This is a genomic window from Halovibrio sp. HP20-59 (assembly GCF_033052795.2).
Classification (GTDB): Bacteria; Pseudomonadota; Gammaproteobacteria; order Pseudomonadales; family Halomonadaceae; genus Vreelandella.
The window spans coordinates 38,130-56,656 of the sequence record NZ_JAWJUW020000020.1 but is presented as its reverse complement, the minus strand read 5'-3'; the positions used below and the strand labels follow the sequence as shown (position 1 = coordinate 56,656).

Sequence of the window (18,527 nt, the reverse complement as noted above, 5' to 3'; positions counted from 1 at the left end):
GGACCATAGCTCAGTTGGTTAGAGCGCCACGTTGACATCGTGGAGGTCGGCGGTTCAAATCCGCCTGGTCCTACCAGCATGCCAGTCACGATTTTTTAGGACCATAGCTCAGTTGGTTAGAGCGCCACGTTGACATCGTGGAGGTCGGCGGTTCAAATCCGCCTGGTCCTACCAGATATTAAAAAACACCCCAGACATCTTATGTCTGGGGTGTTTTTGTTGGTGTGTTATGCCGCCATTTTTAGCAGGTCGGGCAAATCAGTTTGGCGCATAAACGTCGCCACCAGCGTTTCTACGCCCGCTTGGTCATGCTCGGTGAAGCGGGCCTGCACAGGGCTATCCAGGTCAAGCACGCCCCAAACAACGCCATTTGCCACGATAGGCACCACTAGCTCGGAGCGAGAATTGGCGTCGCAGGCAATGTGGTCGGCAACCGCATGCACGTCGTCCACTCGCTGGGTAGTTTGCAAGCGGGCGGCGGCGCCGCATACGCCTTTGCTAAACGGGATAGGGTGACAGGCGGGCTGGCCTTGAAACGGCCCGAGACCTAGCACGTCGGGCTGGCGTTGAAGATAAAAGCCTACCCAGTTTAAGTCGTTAAGCTGCTGGTGAATAAACGCACATGTTTGCGCGCTATTGGTGAGCCAGTCGCGGGTATCGAGCAGTGCTTCAAGCTGCCGATTAAGAAAAGGATAGTCAACACTGTTTGGCATAAGGTTTCCTTTGCTACTAACGCATCAGGCCGACACTGTTTGCATAGAGGATTACCTATGCGTGTCGGCCTGATGTCATCCATTGATGGCTAATTCGTGGTATTGCTCAGCCAGTATTACTCTGTCCAGCCTGGGACCGCGGCGCCTTTAAATAACTCTTCAGCTTTTTCAATGACCTCGTCACGCTGATAGGCGTCAACCAGTTGTTGAATCTCTTCACGATCCTCATCGCCGTCACGCACGGCGATCAGATTAACGTAAGGCGACTCTGGCCCTTCCTTAATCAAGGCATCATCCAGGCTTAAGCCGGCTGGCTGCGCGAATGTATTGTTGATAAAGGCCATATCGACATCGGGCAGCACGCGAGGCAGTTGTGCGGCTTCAATTTCACGAAAACGGAAATTGCGCGGGTTTTCAGCGATATCGATGGGTGTCGCTTCGAGGAATTCTGGATCGTTAAGAGTGATCAGGCCTTCGTTATGCATCAAAATCAGCGCGCGACCTTCATTGGAAGGGTCGTTAGGCAGTGCGATTTGTGCACCGTCGGGCAGGTCGTCGATGCTGTCGTATTTTTCTGAGTAAGCGCCAATCGGGTACACGAAGGTATAGCCAGCAATGGCCAAGTCATAGCCACGGTCGTCGATCATCGACTGTAAGTAAGGTGCATGCTGGTAGGCGTTGGCGTCTAGGCTGCCATCGGCCAAGGCTACATTGGGAGTGACGTAATCGGTAAATTCAATGATTTCGACATCCAGGTCGTAGTCTTCTTTGGCAATGCGCGCGGCAACTTCCATGATTTCGGTTTCAGGGCCGGCAACGGTGCCCATTTTGATGCTGTGGGTTTCAGCGTTAGCGACGTTCACCGCAAGAGCTAGGGCGGTAAGACTACCAATGATCAGTTTTTGCATGAGGTATCTCCAGTGACGTTATTGATAATGAAGTGATGATGCGGCAATAAGAAACCGTTGTCTAATGCATTTTGGTTATAATGGATTGCCGCTCGGTGGACGGCTACTTGCGGTCACTTTTACGTACAAGGTAGTCGCCTAAGCTCTGAAAGCCTTGCACCATGACGACCAAAATCACCACCGTAATCAGCATGATAGTGGGATTAAAACGGTTATAGCCGTAGCGAATGCCTAAGTCGCCCAGGCCGCCACCGCCCACGGCGCCTGCCATGGCGGAGTAGCTGACCAGCGTGACCACGGTAATCGTCAAGCCCGTCATAATCCCGCCGCGCGCTTCCGGAATCAGCACTTTGCGAATAATTTGCCAAGGCGATGCGCCCATGGCCTGGGCGGCTTCAATTAACCCAGGCGAGATTTCATTAAGCGCTGCTTCGACCAGTCGGGCGACGAAAGGTATAGCGGCAATCGTCAGTGGCACAGACGCGGCGTTAATGCCAATCGAGGTGCCCACCAGCATGCGCGTAAACGGGATGATTGCCACCATTAAAATGATAAATGGAATCGAGCGGCCAATATTGGTAATGATGCTTAATACTTGATTAAGCACAGGTTTCGCCAATATTTGCCGCGGGCGCGTCACATAGAGCATAACGCCGAGAGGTAGTCCGACGAGAGTTGAAATGAGCCCCGAAATGGCCACCATATAAAGGGTATCCAGCGTGGCCTGTAAAACTAGTTCAATCATTGCGCTGGACATGGCCGAGTACCTCTACTTGCAGTTGATGAGATTCAAGATAGTGCATGGCTTGCTGGGTTTGCGTCGGCGTGCCCAAGAGCTCTGCGATCATCAAACCCAGGGTGCGCTCCTGAATCGACTCTACTTTCGCTTGTAAAATGCTGACATCTACCTCGCACTCTCGGGCAAGGCGTGAAATCAGCGGCGTCGAGACCGCATCGCCCGAGAACGTTAGGCGCACCACTGGATGGGTGTTTTCGCCGGGGGTATCGAGCAGTCGTTCGATCAGCTCTTTGGGCGGTGTTAGCTGCAGGAAGTCGTTGAGAAACTCACGACCCAGCTGGGTGCGCGGGGCGGTAAAGAAGTCGCCGACTTCCGAGTCTTCCACTAGCTCGCCGTCCGAAATCAGGCTCACCCGGTGGCAAATTGATTTAACCACTTCCATCTCGTGGGTGATCAACAGGATGGTAATGCCCAGCTGATGATTAATATCACGCAGCAGCTCAAGTATTGAGCTGGTCGTTTGTGGGTCTAGGGCAGAAGTGGCTTCATCGCAGAGCAATACCTGCGGCTTGCTGGCCAGCGCCCGAGCAATGGCGACCCGCTGCTTTTGGCCACCGGAAAGCTGAGCCGGGTATTGATTGGCTTTATCCGCCAGGCCGACCATTTCCAGCAGCGGAATAACCCGGTCGCGTACGGTGTGGCGTTTTTGTCCCATCAGTTCAAGGGGCAGGGCGACGTTGTCGAACACTGTGCGCGTGGTGAGCAAATTGAAGTGCTGAAAAATCATGCCGATGCGATGGCGGGAGCGATTGAGCGCTGAGCTGCTCAAGCGCGTCATTTCGTGGCCATCGACAATGACGCTGCCGCTAGTCGGGCGCTCTAATAGATTGACGCAGCGTATCAATGTGGATTTGCCAGCGCCGGAGAGGCCAATAACACCATGAATCGTGCCCTTGGGAACGGTCAGGCTGGCGTCTTTTAGCGCGTGGACAGCATTGGTGCCGTTGCCCTTGTTGTTACTGAAATAGGTTTTACTGACATTGCGAAGTTCAATCATTGCGTCTGCCTTACCGTTAGGCCGTAGACGGAGTGCGGGGGTGCAAGCTTAAGGCGGGTTAAAAATAGGGTGAAGCACAAAAAAGGCCACCCCTGGTGGGTGGCCATCAGCGCTGGACACACCCTTTTAGCTGCACTTTACCAGGTCAGACACCAATACAATGTTAATGACCTGGTAGACGCCCGCAATATGGGTACAAATCGGCGTCGTTACAATCGGGCGATTATCATAAAGATAGTCAGTCTTTTAATCAATTGACGGCGACTTATTTTATAGTTCATGCGCTATGGGTAGCGTTATCTACTAAAAAACATAGCTTTTAAAGCTATTGGTGCTGCGCTTGGCGCCAAATATGCGCTTGCTTGGTTAGCTGTTTTATTTTTCTCAAGGTATAAAAGCAGGGTCAGCGCGAATAGGGCCAATGCGCAGAGGGTCAATGTAAATATAGCCGCACTGAAGACTGCACAATGGTGAGGCACCAGTAGTAAGCTTACCCAATTAAATCTTTGTTTTACGGCTGAAGGGAGAAGGGCGTTATGTTTACCGGTATTGTGCAGGGCGTAGCCAAGGTGGTGGCAGTCCACGAATTAGAGAAGTTTCGCGTGCACGTGTTGGAAATGCCGCCCTTGATGCGTGATGGGCTTGAGATGGGCGCGTCGGTGTCGCACAACGGTGTTTGTTTGACCGTCACCGCGATTGAAGGCGACCGCGTGAGTTTTGATTTGATGCGCGAAACCTTGCGATTGACTAATCTTGGTGCAATCACTCCTGGCCAATGTGTCAATATAGAGCGTGCGGCGCGTTTTGGGGATGAGATTGGTGGGCATTCCATGTCGGGCCATATCATCTCCATGGCAGAAGTGGTGGCTATCGACGAGGCACCGAACAACCGTCGTCTGTGGTTTTCGCTGCCGGAAAGATTGGGTCGGTTCGTGTTTGAAAAAGGCTATATTGGCGTGGACGGTATCAGCTTGACCATCGGTGATGTTCGCCACGTTGAGAGCGGCGGTGTGGAGTTCAGCGTCAATTTAATTCCAGAAACATTGTCGCGCACTACCCTTCAAGACCGCGCTCCGGGCGATCAGGTCAACATTGAAATTGATCCGCAAACCCAGGTAATTGTTGAAACCGTTGAGCGCGTGCTGGCGCAACAAAAAGTGGCGCTGCAGCCCCGTTAACGTGTTTATTTACTTTTTGTTTGACCGATCGGTTAGGTTGTGGCCTAAAGATTGCTTGGCCATATACCAGCGGGACAGCTCCCGCTTTCGTTAGTCGCCATAATGAGGCGCTCGCATCACCGTGAGCGTTTCGGTAGTATGTGCGGCTTTTCTCGGCACCAGAACGCACGCTCATGTGTAAGGATAAGAAGATTCATGAAACGTCTGGATAGTTATTTCAAGCTCACAGAGCACAACACCAACGTCAAAACAGAAGTTATTGCCGGGATTACCACCTTCCTGACGATGGCCTACATTATCTTTGTTAACCCGAGCATTCTCTCCGAAGCCGGCATGGACGCGGGGGCGGTGTTTGTTGCCACCTGTTTGGCGGCGGCAATCGGCTGTTTGGTGATGGGGCTGTGGGCTAATTACCCGATTGCCCAGGCGCCGGGAATGGGCTTGAACGCCTTTTTTACCTATGGCGTTGTGTTGGGCATGGGATATACCTGGGAGGCGGCCCTGGGGGCGGTTTTCTTCTCAGGTCTAACGTTCTTTTTGCTCAGTATTTTTAAAATACGCGAGTGGATCATTAACGCTATCCCGATGACGCTGCGCTTGGGTATCGCTGCCGGTATCGGCTTGTTCCTGGCCATGATCGCGCTTAAAAACGCTGGCATTGTGGTGGCTAACCCCGCTACTTTTGTCACCATAGGTGATCTCTCTGAGCCGTCGGCCATTTATGCGCTGCTGGGTTTCTTTGTGATCACCGCGCTGTCTTACCTAAGAGTCACCGGTGCAGTGATGATCGGCATTTTGGGCATCACCGTCATTGCCATACTGCTGGGCCACAATGAATATGGCGGTCTGATGTCAATGCCGCCGTCGATTGCGCCGACCTTTATGGCCATGGATTTGGTGGGCGCGCTGGATGTGGCGATGCTCAGCGTGATTTTTGCGTTCCTGTTTGTTGACCTGTTTGACACCTCTGGCACGCTGGTGGGCGTTGCCCATCGCGGTAAATTGCTGGATAAAGACGGTAAGTTGCCGCGTATTGGTCGCGCCATGATGGCCGATAGCACCGCGTCGATGGCAGGTGCTGCGTTGGGTACTTCGACAACCACTAGCTATATTGAATCAACGGCGGGTATTGCATCGGGTGGGCGTACCGGATTGACCGCCGTGGTGGTGGCTGGCATGTTCCTAATTAGCCTATTCTTCGCGCCGCTAGCGGGCTCTATCCCGGCCTACGCCACGGCGGGTGCGCTGCTCTATGTGGCCGTATTGATGACCGGTAGTTTGGCGCATGCCGATTGGGATGATCCCACCGAAGCCGCACCGGTGCTCATTGCCGCTTTAGCAATGCCGTTAACGTTCTCGATTGCTGAAGGCATTGCACTCGGCTTTATCAGCTATGTGGCGATTAAAGCGTTATCCGGTCGTTTCAAAGATTTGAACCCGGCAGTGGTCATTTTAGCGCTGTTGTTTGCGGCAAGATTCCTGTTCATGGGGTGATTCGCCCCGAACCCTTTTTTATTACTCAATGAGAGACGCGATGAGCATCTACGGCGACTACATTAAGTCCGTTATTCGCACGGTTCCCGATTGGCCTGAGCAAGGCGTGAATTTTCGCGATATCACTCCTTTGCTACAAAATAGCGCTGCCTTTCGTAAGCTGATTGATAGCTTTGTACACCGCTATCAGGAAATGAACCTAGATGCCATCGCGGCGATTGACGCGCGGGGTTTCATTATTGGCGCCCCGTTGGCTTACGAGCTGGGTTGCAGTTTTGTGCCGGTACGTAAAAAGGGCAAGCTACCGTTCAAAACCATCAGCGAGACTTATACTTTGGAGTATGGGCATTCGGAAGTAGAATTGCATTCCGATGCGTTCCAGCGAGATGACCGTATTTTGCTGATGGATGACCTGATCGCTACCGGCGGCACCATGCTGGCAGCGGCCAACTTAATTCAGCGTAGCGGTGGTCAGGTGGTCGAAACAGCCACGATTATTGATCTGCCTGAGCTGGGTGGTTCGCAGAGAATTCGTGATGCGGGTTACAGCGTATTCGCGGTTTGTTCCTTTAACGAAGACGAGTAATTCCCCATGAGCAGCGACCGCTACCATCAACATTTCACTGTCTCCTGGGATCAGTTGCACCGCGATGTCCGTACCCTTTGCCATCAGATGATCGAGCGGGATTTTAAAGGTATCGTCGCGATTACCCGCGGTGGCTTAATTCCCGCCGCGCTGATTGCCCGGGAGCTCAATATCCGGTTGATCGATACTGTGTGCATAAAAAGCTATGACCATATGGATCAAGGCGGCCTGGATATTATGAAGGGCGTTGATCATGACGGTGATGGCTGGCTACTCGTGGATGACTTGGTGGATACCGGTAAAACGGCCCGCGCGGTGCGAAAAATGCTGCCGAAAGCGCATTTTGTGACTATTTATGCCAAACCTGATGGTCGGCCCTTGGTGGATCAATACCTGACGGAAGTGGGCCAGCAGTGCTGGATCCAGTTTCCTTGGGATATGGGCATTGCGTACGTCGAGCCGCTTGTAGACCAAATGAAGAGGTAATGATGGGTAATCCACTTCCCGACGATTGGAACAAGTGGCTGGGCAGTGAATTCCAGGCTGATTACATGCGCTCGCTCAAGGATTTTTTGGCGCAGCAGAAAGCGGCCAAAAAAATCATTTATCCGCATTCCTCGCAATGGTTTCGCGCCTTTGAGCTAACACCGTTGAGCGACGTTAAGGTGGTCATTTTAGGCCAAGACCCTTACCACGGGCCGAATCAGGCCCACGGCCTCTGTTTTTCCGTGCAGCCTGGGGTGCCTGTGCCGCCGTCGCTGGCCAACATTTATAAAGAGTTGGCCACTGATGTGGGGTTTACCCCCGTGCGTCACGGTCATCTGGAGGCCTGGGCAAAGCAGGGCGTGCTGTTATTAAACACCTCGCTGACTGTCGAGCAAGGCAACGCAGCGTCGCATCGCGGTAAAGGGTGGGAGCGGTTCACCGATCGCGCGATTGAGACCGTGAGTGAACATGCACCGCCGTGTGTGTTTCTGTTATGGGGAAGTCATGCGCGCCAGAAGAAGGCGTTAATTGATCAGCAGCGCCATCTTATACTCGAAGCGCCGCACCCTTCACCGCTCTCCGCGCACCGTGGTTTTTTTGGTACACGGCATTTTTCTCAAGCTAATCAATTTCTGCAAGCCCTGGGGCGAACGCCGATTACCTGGCAATTGCCGGAAAACCCTTAACCTCGCTAGTGGTTGCGGGTAGAATATGCGCAATTTTGTGTCCAGTGATATGGCCCAGTTGCCATTCTGAATCCCCTGCTGTGAGGAAGTCCCATGAGTGTTTACGCCATTAACCATCCGCTTGTTCAACATAAGCTAGGGCTGATGCGCGAAGCTGATCTGAGCACCAAGAGCTTCCGTGAACTGGCAGGTGAAGTTGCCAAGCTGCTGACCTATGAAGCCACTAAAGGCTTGGAGTTGGAAGCACATGAGATTCAGGGATGGAACGGTGAGCCGATTGCTACCCGGCGTTTAAAAGGTAAAAAAGTCACGGTCGTACCAATTTTGCGTGCCGGGCTAGGCATGCTAGAAGGCGTGACGGATTTGATCCCCAGCGCGCGGGTCAGCGTTGTTGGCCTTTACCGTGATGAAGAGACGCTTCAGCCTGTGCCTTACTTCGCCAAGTTTGCCAACGACATTGAAGAGCGCATGGCGATTGTGATTGATCCCATGCTCGCCACTGGCGGTTCGATGGTGGCAACGCTTGACATGTTGCGCGAGCGCGGCTGCGAGCACATGAAAGTGATTGTGCTAGTCGCCGCTCCTGAAGGGATCAAACGGGTGCAGGAAGCGTATCCAGATATCGAAATTTATACCGCTTCAATTGATGACCGCCTCGATGAAAATGGCTATATCGTCCCTGGCCTTGGTGACGCTGGCGATAAGATTTTTGGAACCCGCTAAGCGTTTTTCATCACACTGCCCCTTGCGCTTCGCGTTAGGGGCATTTTTTTGCCCTATTATTCGCAATCTTTAGGAATGTTCTCATGAGTGACGCTGCCAGTAAGGCTGATTCTTGGCTTAAAGTGCTGCTAACCGGCGCGCAAATGTTGTTTGTTGCGTTTGGTGCCCTAGTGCTGGTGCCGCTTTTGACCGGGCTTGACCCCAGCGTTGCGCTATTTACGGCCGGGGTAGGTACGCTGGTGTTTCATGCGGTCACTAAACAAAGTGTTCCGGTATTTTTAGCCTCATCGTTTGCTTTTATTGCGCCTATTCAAGGCTCCATTGCAAACTTCGGCGTGTCCGCCACGATGGGCGGGCTGATGGCAGCTGGGCTGGTTTATGTGGGCATCTCACAAGCGGTGCGTCTCAAAGGCACTGCTTGGCTACATCGTTTGCTGCCAGCCGTCGTTGTAGGGCCAGTGATTATGGTGATTGGCTTAGCACTAGCGCCAGTGGCGGTAAGTATGGCGACGGGCGAAAACAGCGATAATATTGGCTACGGGGTAGCCATTTTTCTCTCCATGACCAGCTTGCTAGTCACCCTGGTGCTTGCCGTATTCGGTCGCGGCTTGCTGCGTCTGGTGCCGATTATCGGTGGTATCACCACCGGCTATGGCTTAGCGTTGCTAATGGGCGTGGTGGATTTTACCCCGGTGCGCGAGGCCGCGTGGCTATCGGTACCCAGCTTTACAGCCCCTAGTTTTCATTGGGCGGCGATCCTTTTTATGATTCCGGTCGCGATCGCCCCAGCGGTAGAGCATATCGGAGATATGGTCGCCATTGGCTCGGTAACGCGCAAAAACTACCTTGAAAAACCGGGTTTACACCGCACTTTGCTAGGTGATGGATTGGCGACCAGCGTCGCGGCGCTGCTGGGTGGGCCGCCGAATACAACCTACTCGGAAGTCACTGGCGCGGTAACGCTGACTCGGGCGTTTAATCCCAAATACATGATCGTGGCGGCGATTATCGCCATTGTGCTTGCGTTTGTCTCTAAACTGGGCGCGCTGCTGCAAACCATTCCCGCACCGGTGATGGGGGGCATTATGACGCTGCTATTTGGTTCTATCGCGGTGGTCGGTATGAACACTCTGGTGCGCGCAGGGCAATCACTGACCGCGCCGCGCAATCTGGTCGTGGTGTCACTAATATTGGTTTTTGGCATAGGCGGTATGCAGTTTGGCGGTGGTCAGTTTACCCTGCAAGGTGTCAGCTTGGCTGCCCTGGTCGGGATTGCGTTGAACTGGCTATTACCCAGAGAGCAAGAGGGCGAGTAACCTTTTGAGGCTGCAGTACGCGTCGCTTGGAGCGTCAATAGGAGTATCAGTAGTATGACTAATCAATTAAGTGCCGCTTTTCCCGTGCTAGGGATTGCTGCCTGGAGCGGCACCGGCAAAACGACGCTGTTAGAGAAGCTGCTGCCGCGTTTGCGTGAGTATGGCTTAAACGTTGCCGTGATTAAGCATGCGCATCACTCATTCGAGGTGGATAAGCCCGGTAAAGATAGTTACAAGCTGCGCCGCGCTGGTGCTGCGCCGGTACTGGTGGCTTCCCATCAGCGATTTGCGCTGATGCAGGAAACGCCTGACCAAGCCGAGCCGGATTTAGCGCAGCTACTTACCTTTATGGCACCGCACAAGCCGGACCTGGTGATTGTTGAAGGCTTTAAAGCCTGGCCGATTCCCAAGCTGGTGCTTTACCGAGATGGGATTGGCGATGCGACTATCTTAACAGGGCCATGGATTGAGGCCGTCGCGCTCAGTGCGCCACCGCCTTGTGACTTGGCGATATCAGTGGCCCAGTTAAACCTTGACGATAGCGAATCGATTGTCCACTGGATAAAGGCCTGGGTAAGTACACAAAGCGGTGCGCTGATTTAAAATGTTTAGTTTACAAGCTACCTGTCTTTAAAAACTGTTTTTAAAAAAACCTGTCTTTAAAAGAAATCAGCCTTCAAACAGGAACGGTAACCACATGCAATTAACCCACCTTAACACCCGTGGCGAAGCCAATATGGTGGATGTCGGCGATAAGCAGGAAACACGTCGCGAAGCAGTCGCTTCGGGGCGCATATTCATGCAACCAGAAACGCTGAAATTGCTTAGCGACGGTGAATTACCCAAAGGCGATGTGCTTGCTACGGCGCGTATCGCGGGTATTCAGGCGGCAAAGCGCACCCACGAACTGATTCCTCTCTGCCACGCTTTGGCGCTCTCAAAAGTATCGGTTGAGTTTGAAATCGACGTCGTTGAAAGCTGCATTAATGTCACGTCATTATGCCGCTTAAACGGTCGTACCGGGGTAGAAATGGAAGCACTTACCGCGGTTTCGGTTGCCTGTTTAACGCTTTACGATATGTGCAAAGCGGTCGATAAAAATATGCACATTGAGGCTATACAGCTTGATAGTAAGCACGGTGGACAGCGCGGCGATTACCAGCGTCTTAACGCGCATACGCCCATTGTGACGGGCGAAGGCGTAGCGGGGGAGGTGAGTTTAGGCCAGCGCTGTTCCTCACCTTGCGTACGCGTCAAATTTTTAGCCGAACTGCGCGAGCGGGTAGGTGAAAGTGAGGCGGTGGTGAGTTTGGACCAGCTGGCCAGCCGCGATATTAGCGGATTGAAAGCGGCGCTGTCGGCCCGCGATGAGCGATTTAAGCAATTAACCGACCAGCGTACGCTATGCGCGATTAACCAAGTAATGGCAAACGATGACGCGTTAGTGACCGATGACGACGAGGTGGCGTTTTTCCCACCGGTCACTGGGGGGTAAAGGTGGATGGCAAGTGTGGATATTAAAGTTGCAATTCAAGCTGCGCCTTTTGCAATGGCGTACGGCTATGATGATGCATTGGCGGGGCGCAGCGATATCGGGGCGGTCGTCAGCTTTACCGGTCTGGTGCGCGATTTTAATGAAACGCCCGAGGTGACGGGGTTGACCCTGGAACACTATCCGGGCATGACAGAACGCACGCTGACTGAAATTGGTGAACAGGCGTGGCAGCGCTGGTCGCTGCAGGCGGTGCGTATTATCCACCGTGTCGGTTATTTGGCACCGGGCGATCCTATTGTGCGCGTACTAGTTGCCAGCGCCCATCGTCGTGAGGCGTTCGAAGCCTGCGATTTTATTATGGATTTTCTGAAAACGCAGGCACCTTTCTGGAAGAAAGAGCACTCTACCCAAGGCGAGTATTGGGTCAAGGAACGCCACTCCGATCAGCAGGACGCGGCGCGCTGGCGTTATCCAAGCTGACATCCTCAGGCATTTCGGCGGCCATAATCTGTAGGTGAACGTCGGGCAGGTGCTGCATATGTTCCGCTAACCAGTGAATCAAGCGGGGCTGTAACGCATGACGCAGGTCGGCAAGGGTATCGGCGGTAATCTCCCCAAGCTGATCATCCAGCCAGTCGCTAAAGCTGTCTTCATCCAGTGGGCTAGCCCCGGAGGAATCCAGCATTAAACGGCCTATACGTGCCCAACCAGTGTCCGTTGCGGTCACTGGCAGCGCTAAGTATAAGCTGCCGCGGCGAGCGGTGGTGATGCTGCTTTCTAACCCCGGATGGGGCACCACGCTGTTCTGGGCGACGATGCAGGGGGGCTGCGGATAGCGTGCTTCGCAGCGCAGGCCATGACTATCGAAGCTCAGCAAATCACCATTGACCGGCGCTAACGGCGCCTGGATATCCATTTGCTGAGCAATCGCCTGATGGGCTTGCTGATGACGCGCCTCTCCATGAACAGGCATAAGGTGCTTCGGCTTGACCCATTGATAGAGTTTAATCAACTCTTCCCGTGCAGGGTGTCCGGTGGCATGCAGCTCGGGGTGATTGGCTTCGTCATAGAGTTGAACACCCAAGTGAGCTAAACGTCTTTTGAGTTGTTCAATCGGTCGTTCATTACCTGGAATGGCTTTGGCCGAGAAAATAACGTTATCGCCAGGCTGTAGATCCACAAACGGATGGCTGCCCTGGGCGAGACGTTGCAGTGCTGCCCGAGGCTCCCCCTGGCTGCCGGTAGCGATAATCACGACCTCATCCGGGGGTAAATAACCCAGGTCTTGATTAGGCACCAGTGGGGGTAAATCATCCATATAGCCAAGCCCCCGCGCTACGCTGACCATGCGCTCCATAGAACGGCCCATTAAACTGATCCGCCGCCCACATTGCTGGGCAGCGCGACCAATGGCAAGCACCCGCGCCAGGTTGCTGGCAAAGCAAGACACGACGACGCGGCCCTTGCAGCGGGCAAGGGTTTTAGCCAGTGCCCTGGCGACATCCCCCTCGCTGCCGGAGTGACCGGGAATAGGCGCGTTAGTGGAGTCGCCAACTAATAAATCGATTGGCGCTAGCGCTCGGAATTGAGCGGCACCCATCGGCGTGCCGATCAGCGGCTCTGGGTCGAGTTTCCAATCGCCGGTGTGTAAAACGCGGTATCCGCCGACCATCATCATCAAGGCACAGCTTTCAGGAATCGAGTGAGTTAGCAACAAGTAGCGGAGCGTGAACGGGCCACTCTCAAGCGCTTCGCCGGGTTCAATGACCTGAATGGCGTCGCTGCTCAGTTGATGCTCGGCAAATTTTAGCCGCAACAAGCCAGCTGCCAGCGGGGTGGCATAAATCGGGCAGTTCCACATCGGCCATAGCCAGGCAACCGCGCCAATGTGGTCTTCGTGACCGTGGGTGATAAACAGTGCTTTAGGTATAATATCCAGCGCTTTTGGGGTATCCAGATTGGGTACCTGAAGCGGCGAATTGGGAAGATCCTGACGAATCATCATGCCGCAGTCGACGGCGATCCAGTGATCATCATACCCATAGAGCGTTAGATTCATACCTATCTCACCGCATCCCCCTAGCGGCAGCAAGCGCAGCGGTGGTCGACGACGGGGACGAATTTGAACGCGTGGTGAATACATTAGTTATGAAAAGCCTAAAAAGTAGTCTTTCAACTATACGGAAGGCAGGAGCGGCTAACAATCATCCTTGGCCTTCCGTTACACTAGCCGCCTCGTTTACCTCCTTAGTCGCTGATTCGTGGTTTTTCGTACGTAGCGTTGCAATAGATCAAGAGTAGCTAACATGTCGCATTATTATCGTTTAGTCGTGTCCTGCCCTGACCGGGTGGGCATTGTTGCCAGCGTATCGAGTTTTATTGCCCAGCAGGGCGGCTCCATTACCGAAGCAAGCCAACATTCTGATTTAGAAACCGGCTGCTTTTTTATGCGCTATGAAATTTTAGCGGATTCGGTAGGCATGTCGGTAGAGGAGCTGCGTGCTGCGTTTGAGCCCGTGGCCAGCGAGTTCAATATGCAGTGGGCGCTGGTAGATACCCAATCGCGCCGGCGTGTGGTGCTTATGGTGTCTCGTGAGTCGCACTGCCTGGTCGATTTGCTTTACCGCTGGCAGGCTGGCGAGTTGGACTGCGATATTGTCGGTGTTATCTCCAACCATGATGATATGCGCTCGCTCACCGAGTGGTACGGCATTCCTTACCACCATGTGCCGGTTAACCCCAACGATAAGCAGGCGTCGTTTGCCCAGGTGCAGGCTGAAATCGATAACGCGCGCGCCGATTGCGTTGTGCTGGCGCGCTATATGCAAATTCTACCGCCCGAACTATGCGCGCGTTATGCGGGTAAGGTGATCAATATTCACCACAGCTTTTTGCCCTCATTTGCTGGCGCCAAGCCCTATCATCAGGCCTATCAGCGCGGCGTTAAACTGATCGGAGCTACTTGCCACTACGTGACCGAGGAGCTCGACGCTGGGCCGATCATTGAGCAGGATATCCATCGCGTTAGCCACTGTCATACGCCTACCGATTTAGTGCGCTTTGGGCGTGATGTCGAAAAAGCTGTTCTGGCTCGGGGCTTGCGCTGGCATTTGCAAGATCGCGTACTGGTTCACGGCAATAAAACGGTTGTTTTCAGCTAACGCTCTTAAATCAGAGAGGCCGCCATGTCATTTGCGCAAAGCGTGTTGGCGCCCTGGGCGCTGCTACTGACGTCGCTATTCTCATTAGTGGTCATGACATGGGTGCTTTGGCGGCGGCCTTGGCAGGTATTGATTGAAGATACAGCGCTTCAACACCGCTGGTTAGGTGCCACACTGGCGGTGGTCTTGATGTGGCAGTTACGCGCTCAGGCGGTCGACTGGCTAACGTTGCATCTTGTTTTCACCGTGTTGATGACTTTGGTCTTTAAGGTGCCGTTAGCCCTGGTGAGTAATCTGTTGATTAATGTGGCCATGGTGGTGATTGGTCGCAACGAATGGATATTGCTGGGGGCCAACGTGCTGGTAACGGGCATTGTCCCTGCTGCTGTGATTGGCGTTGTATGGCGGCTGGTAGATCGCCGCCTGCCGGATAATTTGATGGTGTTTCTATTCGCCTGTGGTTTTTTCGGTGCAGCGCTGGCAACGCTGGGAGGAGGGCTGGCGGCGGTGCTGTTGATTATCGTCGCAGGGACTGATCCTGAAGCGATCTATCTGGCCCAGGAATATGCGCGCTTTTTACCGTTACTAATGCCCTCAGAAGCGTTTATTACCGGCATGCTGTTGAGCATTTTGTTAGTTTACCATCCGGACTGGGTGGCCACCTTTAATGACCACCGCTATATCGACTCGCAATAGCATTGGAGCAAGCGCCAGGCGCTGCCGTCTGCGGCTCAGCCCAACGCCTGGCCATTGCCGCCGCGAATAACTCCTACGCCGACACCCTCGATATCAAGCGACTGTGAGCGAAGGTCGATTTTGATCGGATCGAATTCGGGGTTTTCCGCATACAATGTCACCTGGTGCCCCTGGCGTTTGAAGCGTTTAACGGTGACTTCATCGTCTAAGCGGGCCACAACGATTTGTCCGTCGCGTACTCGTTCCGTGCGGTGAACCGCCAGCAAGTCACCTTCTAAAATGCCGATATCCTTCATGGATAAACCCCGCACACGCAGCAGGTAGTCGGCTTTTGGGGTGAAGTACTCGGCTGGCAAAGGGCAGTAGCGATCAATATGCTCAGCGGCCAAAATGGGGCTTCCTGCCGCCACTTCGCCAATCACCGGGAGTCCAGTATGAGACGGCGCCTCAAGGTTGGCGGGTACGCTGCTGGCAGCGGTATCCAGAGTTTCCTGTGGTTCTTGGTTGGGCAAACGAATGCCGCGTGATGTGTTGCGGATAATACGAATAACGCCCTTACGCTCCAGCGCGCGCAGGTGCTCCTCGGCGGCATTGGGCGAGCGGAAACCCAGCGCCATGGCAATCTCAGCCCGTGTCGGCGGGTAGCCAAATTCACCCATGGTTTTAACAATAAAATCAAATACGTGCTGTTGGCGAGCGGTTAGCGGACGCGACATACCAGACTCCAGAAAAGTGAATAAACGATAACAAGAAAAATGGCAACTTAGTCGATAAGTGGTTAAGTATACAGTATGTTCCTCTATCCAGTATATGCACTATTGATGGCCAAATTTCGATCTCTGAATGATTCGACTAATCGTTTGAAACTGTTCATTTGCTAATGTATAGCCAATTATTTTGCTAACAAATCAAGCGTTGAGCCAACCAACGTTATAGATTAGTATTTTGAAACGTTTTAAACACCTGTTTCCCCCGGAGAGCGCAATGGCTCAATCTGATACAGTGATACGTATTCTCGATACCGCTGAAGTGCTGTTTGCTGAGCGCGGTTTTGCAGAAACCTCGTTGCGCAACATTACCAGCAAAGCGCGCGTTAACTTAGCCGCTGTGAATTATCATTTTGGTTCAAAGAAAGCGCTCATTCAGGCTGTTTTTTCACGTTATCTAGACCCCTTTACCCAACGTTTTCACACCGCGCTTGACGACCTTGAAACCCAGCATGCCGGGCGCGTTATCCCTTTAGAAACCCTGCTTGAAACCATGGCGACCACCGTTCTGGCAGTGCCCGCCGAGCGCAATAGCCTAAAAGTATTCATGCGTCTGCTGGGGTTAGCCTACAGTCAGGCTCAGGGGCATTTAAGGCGCCATATTCAACAAGAATATGGCGGCGTGTTTACGCGCTTCACCGAACTGGTGCGCAAAGCCACACCCGACCTACCCGACGTAGAACGCTTTTGGCGACTACACTTTATGTTAGGCACGGTGATTTTTACCTTGTCGGGGCTTGATGCACTGCGTGATATTGCCGAAAAGGATTATCACGAACAGGTTAGCGTGCGAGATTTAGTCAGGCGGCTGCGCCCAGTCGTAGTGGCCGCCATGAATGCGCCGTTACCGCTCTCAATAGAAGAAGGAAATCATGCGAACGCCCAGGCTAGCTGAACTCCCTCCCACTGAAAATATTTGGTTGGAAATAGACACTGCCCAACAACAGCTACGCTGCTGGCAGGGCGTTACAGTGCGCTATGAATGTCCAATATCTTCAGGTTCAGCAGGGGTTGGGGAACTCAATGGCAGCGGCAAGACTCCCCACGGTTGGCACTATGTGCGCGCTGCAATTGGTCACGGTTTGCCGGAAAACGCGGTGTTTCGTGGCCGACGCTGGACGGGCGAAGTGTTTAACGCCGCATTAGCCGAGGCTCACCCTGAGCGCGATTGGATTTTGACCCGCATCCTGTGGCTGTGCGGGCTGGAAAAGAGCGTCAACCGGGGAGGTCAGGTTGATTCTCAGCGGCGCTATATTTACCTTCATGGCACACCGCCTGATCAACCCATGGGGGTAGCTGCCTCTCATGGCTGTATCCGTTTACGAAACAGTGATCTGTTAACTATCTTTGCGTTAGCGTTGCCCGGTACCTCCGTTTGGTTGCACGGCGGTCGGCAGAGCTTTGATTAATCAGTTTTTGACACTGCTGGACGATCGTCTAGAATCTTCCTCCCTTTGCTTGGACCTATCACGATGACTCAACCGTTAGGCCCGGTCATGCTTGACCTAGAAGGCCCCAAATTGACGGCTGCAGAAAAACGCTTGCTGCTTGAACCCACGGTAGGCGGGGTGATTTTGTTTGCCCGCAATGTCGAAAATGGCTATCAGGTACGCAAGTTGTGTAGCGACATTCGCCGTGTACGTGCTGATCTATTGTTGGCGGTAGACCAAGAAGGCGGGCGTGTTCAGCGCATTAAAGAGGGCTTAACGCGTCTTCCGCCAATGGCGCGTATCGGTGAGAGTTATCGCGCTAACCCTGACGATGGCCTGGCACTGGCAAAAGACGCTGGCTGGCTGCTGGGAATGGAGATGGCCGCCTGCGGGCTGGATTTAAGTTTTGCTCCGGTGTTGGATGTGGAAAGTGGCCTATCCAGCGTTATTGGCGACCGCAGTTTTAGCAGCGACCCACAGCATGTGGCCAAGCTGGGTAGCGCTTTTATTGACGGCCTTCACGATGCGGGTATGGCTGCAGTGGGCAAACATTTCCCAGGCCATGGTGGAGTGGCTGCCGACTCTCACGTTTCAATGCCGGTAGATGACCGATCGCTAGAGGTGATTAAAAAGCACGATCTTGTGCCTTTTGCCCACTTAGCCGGACAATTGGAAGGCGTCATGCCGGCCCATGTTATTTACAGCGCCTTTGACTCGCGACCCGCGGGGTTCTCACCTAGCTGGTTGGGGATGTTACGTGAGTCGCTAGGGTTTAAGGGTTGTGTGTTTTCTGACGACTTAAGTATGGCTGGCGCTCATGAGGCCGGTGAGCCCAGGGAGCGCGCTCGCGCTGCCTTAGCTGCTGGCTGCGATATGCTGCTGGTATGTAATGATCGAAAAGCCGCGCTTGACGTGATGGACGCATGCCAGGGGATCAGCACTAAGCGTCCGGCTAAATTACGCTATGGCCGTGCCCGGCCCGACTTGGATGCGCTGAGCGCGCTCGGTCGTTGGCGTCGCGCCCACGCTAAGCTTGAAGCGTTGGCGAATAACCCAAAGCCAAATCGCTAATGAAATACGCCACCTAAATTG

At 53.5% G+C, this 18,527-nt stretch carries 21 protein-coding genes and 1 tRNA gene; 16 read left to right on the top strand and 6 right to left on the bottom strand.

The features are described 5' to 3' along the window. Positions 1-97 precede the first annotated feature (97 nt). Positions 98-174 (top strand) — tRNA-Val (locus RZA33_RS17105). Positions 175-227: 53 nt separating this feature from the next. Here the strand turns inward: RZA33_RS17105 and RZA33_RS17100 are convergent. The 4 genes from RZA33_RS17100 to RZA33_RS17085 form a co-directional block, all read right to left on the bottom strand. Further along, the gene (locus RZA33_RS17100; RefSeq protein WP_317508912.1) at positions 228-713 is read right to left on the bottom strand and encodes a GAF domain-containing protein; all 486 of its coding nucleotides are present in this window, start codon (positions 711-713) and stop codon (positions 228-230) included. 116 nt (positions 714-829) lie between these two features. Beyond that, the gene (locus RZA33_RS17095) at positions 830-1,621 is read right to left on the bottom strand and encodes a MetQ/NlpA family ABC transporter substrate-binding protein (protein ID WP_317508911.1); all 792 of its coding nucleotides are present in this window, start codon (positions 1,619-1,621) and stop codon (positions 830-832) included. Positions 1,622-1,724: 103 nt separating this feature from the next. Continuing rightward, a complete protein-coding gene (locus RZA33_RS17090) occupies positions 1,725-2,378 on the bottom strand; it encodes a methionine ABC transporter permease (protein ID WP_317508910.1) in 654 nt (217 codons plus the stop codon). Next, entirely contained in the window at positions 2,359-3,417 is a 1,059-nt protein-coding gene (locus RZA33_RS17085) for a methionine ABC transporter ATP-binding protein (RefSeq protein WP_317508909.1), read from the bottom strand. Before RZA33_RS17085 ends, RZA33_RS17090 begins: the two co-directional genes overlap by 20 nt. 536 nt (positions 3,418-3,953) lie before the next feature. Here RZA33_RS17085 and RZA33_RS17080 point away from each other — a divergent pair. From RZA33_RS17080 to moaE, 10 genes are all read left to right on the top strand, one after another. Continuing rightward, positions 3,954-4,595, top strand: a complete 642-nt coding sequence (locus RZA33_RS17080; RefSeq protein WP_317508908.1) for a riboflavin synthase subunit alpha — start codon at positions 3,954-3,956, stop codon at positions 4,593-4,595. A 195-nt stretch (positions 4,596-4,790) separates the two neighbouring features. Beyond that, positions 4,791-6,089, top strand: coding sequence for an NCS2 family permease (locus RZA33_RS17075; protein WP_317508907.1), 1,299 nt, complete (start codon positions 4,791-4,793; stop codon positions 6,087-6,089). Positions 6,090-6,129: 40 nt separating this feature from the next. After that, complete coding sequence (locus tag RZA33_RS17070) at positions 6,130-6,675, top strand: adenine phosphoribosyltransferase (protein WP_317508906.1); 546 nt, start codon at positions 6,130-6,132, stop codon at positions 6,673-6,675. Between the two features lie 6 nt (positions 6,676-6,681). After that, positions 6,682-7,161 (top strand): xanthine phosphoribosyltransferase, encoded by a 480-nt coding sequence (gpt, locus tag RZA33_RS17065; protein WP_146876162.1) that lies wholly within the window; start codon positions 6,682-6,684, stop codon positions 7,159-7,161. Positions 7,162-7,163: 2 nt separating this feature from the next. Next, positions 7,164-7,847 (top strand): uracil-DNA glycosylase, encoded by a 684-nt coding sequence (ung, locus tag RZA33_RS17060; RefSeq protein WP_317508915.1) that lies wholly within the window; start codon positions 7,164-7,166, stop codon positions 7,845-7,847. Positions 7,848-7,940: 93 nt separating this feature from the next. Continuing rightward, positions 7,941-8,570: a uracil phosphoribosyltransferase gene (upp, locus tag RZA33_RS17055; RefSeq protein ID WP_317508905.1), complete on the top strand. Its 630-nt coding sequence runs from the start codon at positions 7,941-7,943 to the stop codon at positions 8,568-8,570. Between the two features lie 83 nt (positions 8,571-8,653). Next, positions 8,654-9,886, top strand: coding sequence for a uracil-xanthine permease family protein (locus tag RZA33_RS17050; protein ID WP_317508904.1), 1,233 nt, complete (start codon positions 8,654-8,656; stop codon positions 9,884-9,886). 54 nt (positions 9,887-9,940) lie between these two features. Then, positions 9,941-10,489: a molybdopterin-guanine dinucleotide biosynthesis protein B gene (mobB, locus tag RZA33_RS17045; protein ID WP_317508903.1), complete on the top strand. Its 549-nt coding sequence runs from the start codon at positions 9,941-9,943 to the stop codon at positions 10,487-10,489. 94 nt (positions 10,490-10,583) lie between these two features. Beyond that, positions 10,584-11,381, top strand: a complete 798-nt coding sequence (moaC, locus tag RZA33_RS17040) for a cyclic pyranopterin monophosphate synthase MoaC (RefSeq protein WP_317508902.1) — start codon at positions 10,584-10,586, stop codon at positions 11,379-11,381. Between the two features lie 6 nt (positions 11,382-11,387). Further along, positions 11,388-11,861 (top strand): molybdopterin synthase catalytic subunit MoaE, encoded by a 474-nt coding sequence (gene moaE, locus RZA33_RS17035; RefSeq protein ID WP_317508901.1) that lies wholly within the window; start codon positions 11,388-11,390, stop codon positions 11,859-11,861. On the opposite strand, the gene RZA33_RS17030 is transcribed toward moaE, so the two are convergent. Further along, positions 11,806-13,440 carry a ribonuclease J gene (locus tag RZA33_RS17030; RefSeq protein ID WP_317508900.1) on the bottom strand — a complete coding sequence of 545 codons (1,635 nt, stop codon included), beginning with the start codon at positions 13,438-13,440 and terminating at the stop codon, positions 11,806-11,808. The two genes, moaE and RZA33_RS17030, sit on opposite strands and share 56 nt — an antisense overlap. Before the next feature lie 247 nt (positions 13,441-13,687). Between RZA33_RS17030 and purU the strand changes: the two genes are divergently transcribed. After that, positions 13,688-14,542 carry a formyltetrahydrofolate deformylase gene (purU, locus tag RZA33_RS17025; RefSeq protein ID WP_317508898.1) on the top strand — a complete coding sequence of 285 codons (855 nt, stop codon included), beginning with the start codon at positions 13,688-13,690 and terminating at the stop codon, positions 14,540-14,542. A 24-nt stretch (positions 14,543-14,566) separates the two neighbouring features. Then, the gene (locus RZA33_RS17020; RefSeq protein ID WP_317508897.1) at positions 14,567-15,238 is read left to right on the top strand and encodes an energy-coupling factor ABC transporter permease; all 672 of its coding nucleotides are present in this window, start codon (positions 14,567-14,569) and stop codon (positions 15,236-15,238) included. Between the two features lie 35 nt (positions 15,239-15,273). Here RZA33_RS17020 and lexA read toward each other — a convergent pair whose 3' ends face one another. Continuing rightward, positions 15,274-15,954: a transcriptional repressor LexA gene (gene lexA, locus RZA33_RS17015; protein WP_317508896.1), complete on the bottom strand. Its 681-nt coding sequence runs from the start codon at positions 15,952-15,954 to the stop codon at positions 15,274-15,276. A 268-nt stretch (positions 15,955-16,222) separates the two neighbouring features. Between lexA and RZA33_RS17010 the strand changes: the two genes are divergently transcribed. The 3 genes from RZA33_RS17010 (at position 16,223) to nagZ (ending at position 18,506) form a co-directional block, all read left to right on the top strand. Further along, the gene (locus tag RZA33_RS17010; protein WP_317508895.1) at positions 16,223-16,900 is read left to right on the top strand and encodes a TetR/AcrR family transcriptional regulator; all 678 of its coding nucleotides are present in this window, start codon (positions 16,223-16,225) and stop codon (positions 16,898-16,900) included. Beyond that, positions 16,878-17,414, top strand: coding sequence for a L,D-transpeptidase (locus RZA33_RS17005; protein ID WP_317508894.1), 537 nt, complete (start codon positions 16,878-16,880; stop codon positions 17,412-17,414). The genes RZA33_RS17010 and RZA33_RS17005 overlap by 23 nt, the downstream gene beginning before the upstream one ends. A gap of 63 nt (positions 17,415-17,477) precedes the next feature. Next, positions 17,478-18,506 carry a beta-N-acetylhexosaminidase gene (gene nagZ, locus RZA33_RS17000; RefSeq protein ID WP_317508893.1) on the top strand — a complete coding sequence of 343 codons (1,029 nt, stop codon included), beginning with the start codon at positions 17,478-17,480 and terminating at the stop codon, positions 18,504-18,506. Positions 18,507-18,527: the final 21 nt, after the last annotated feature.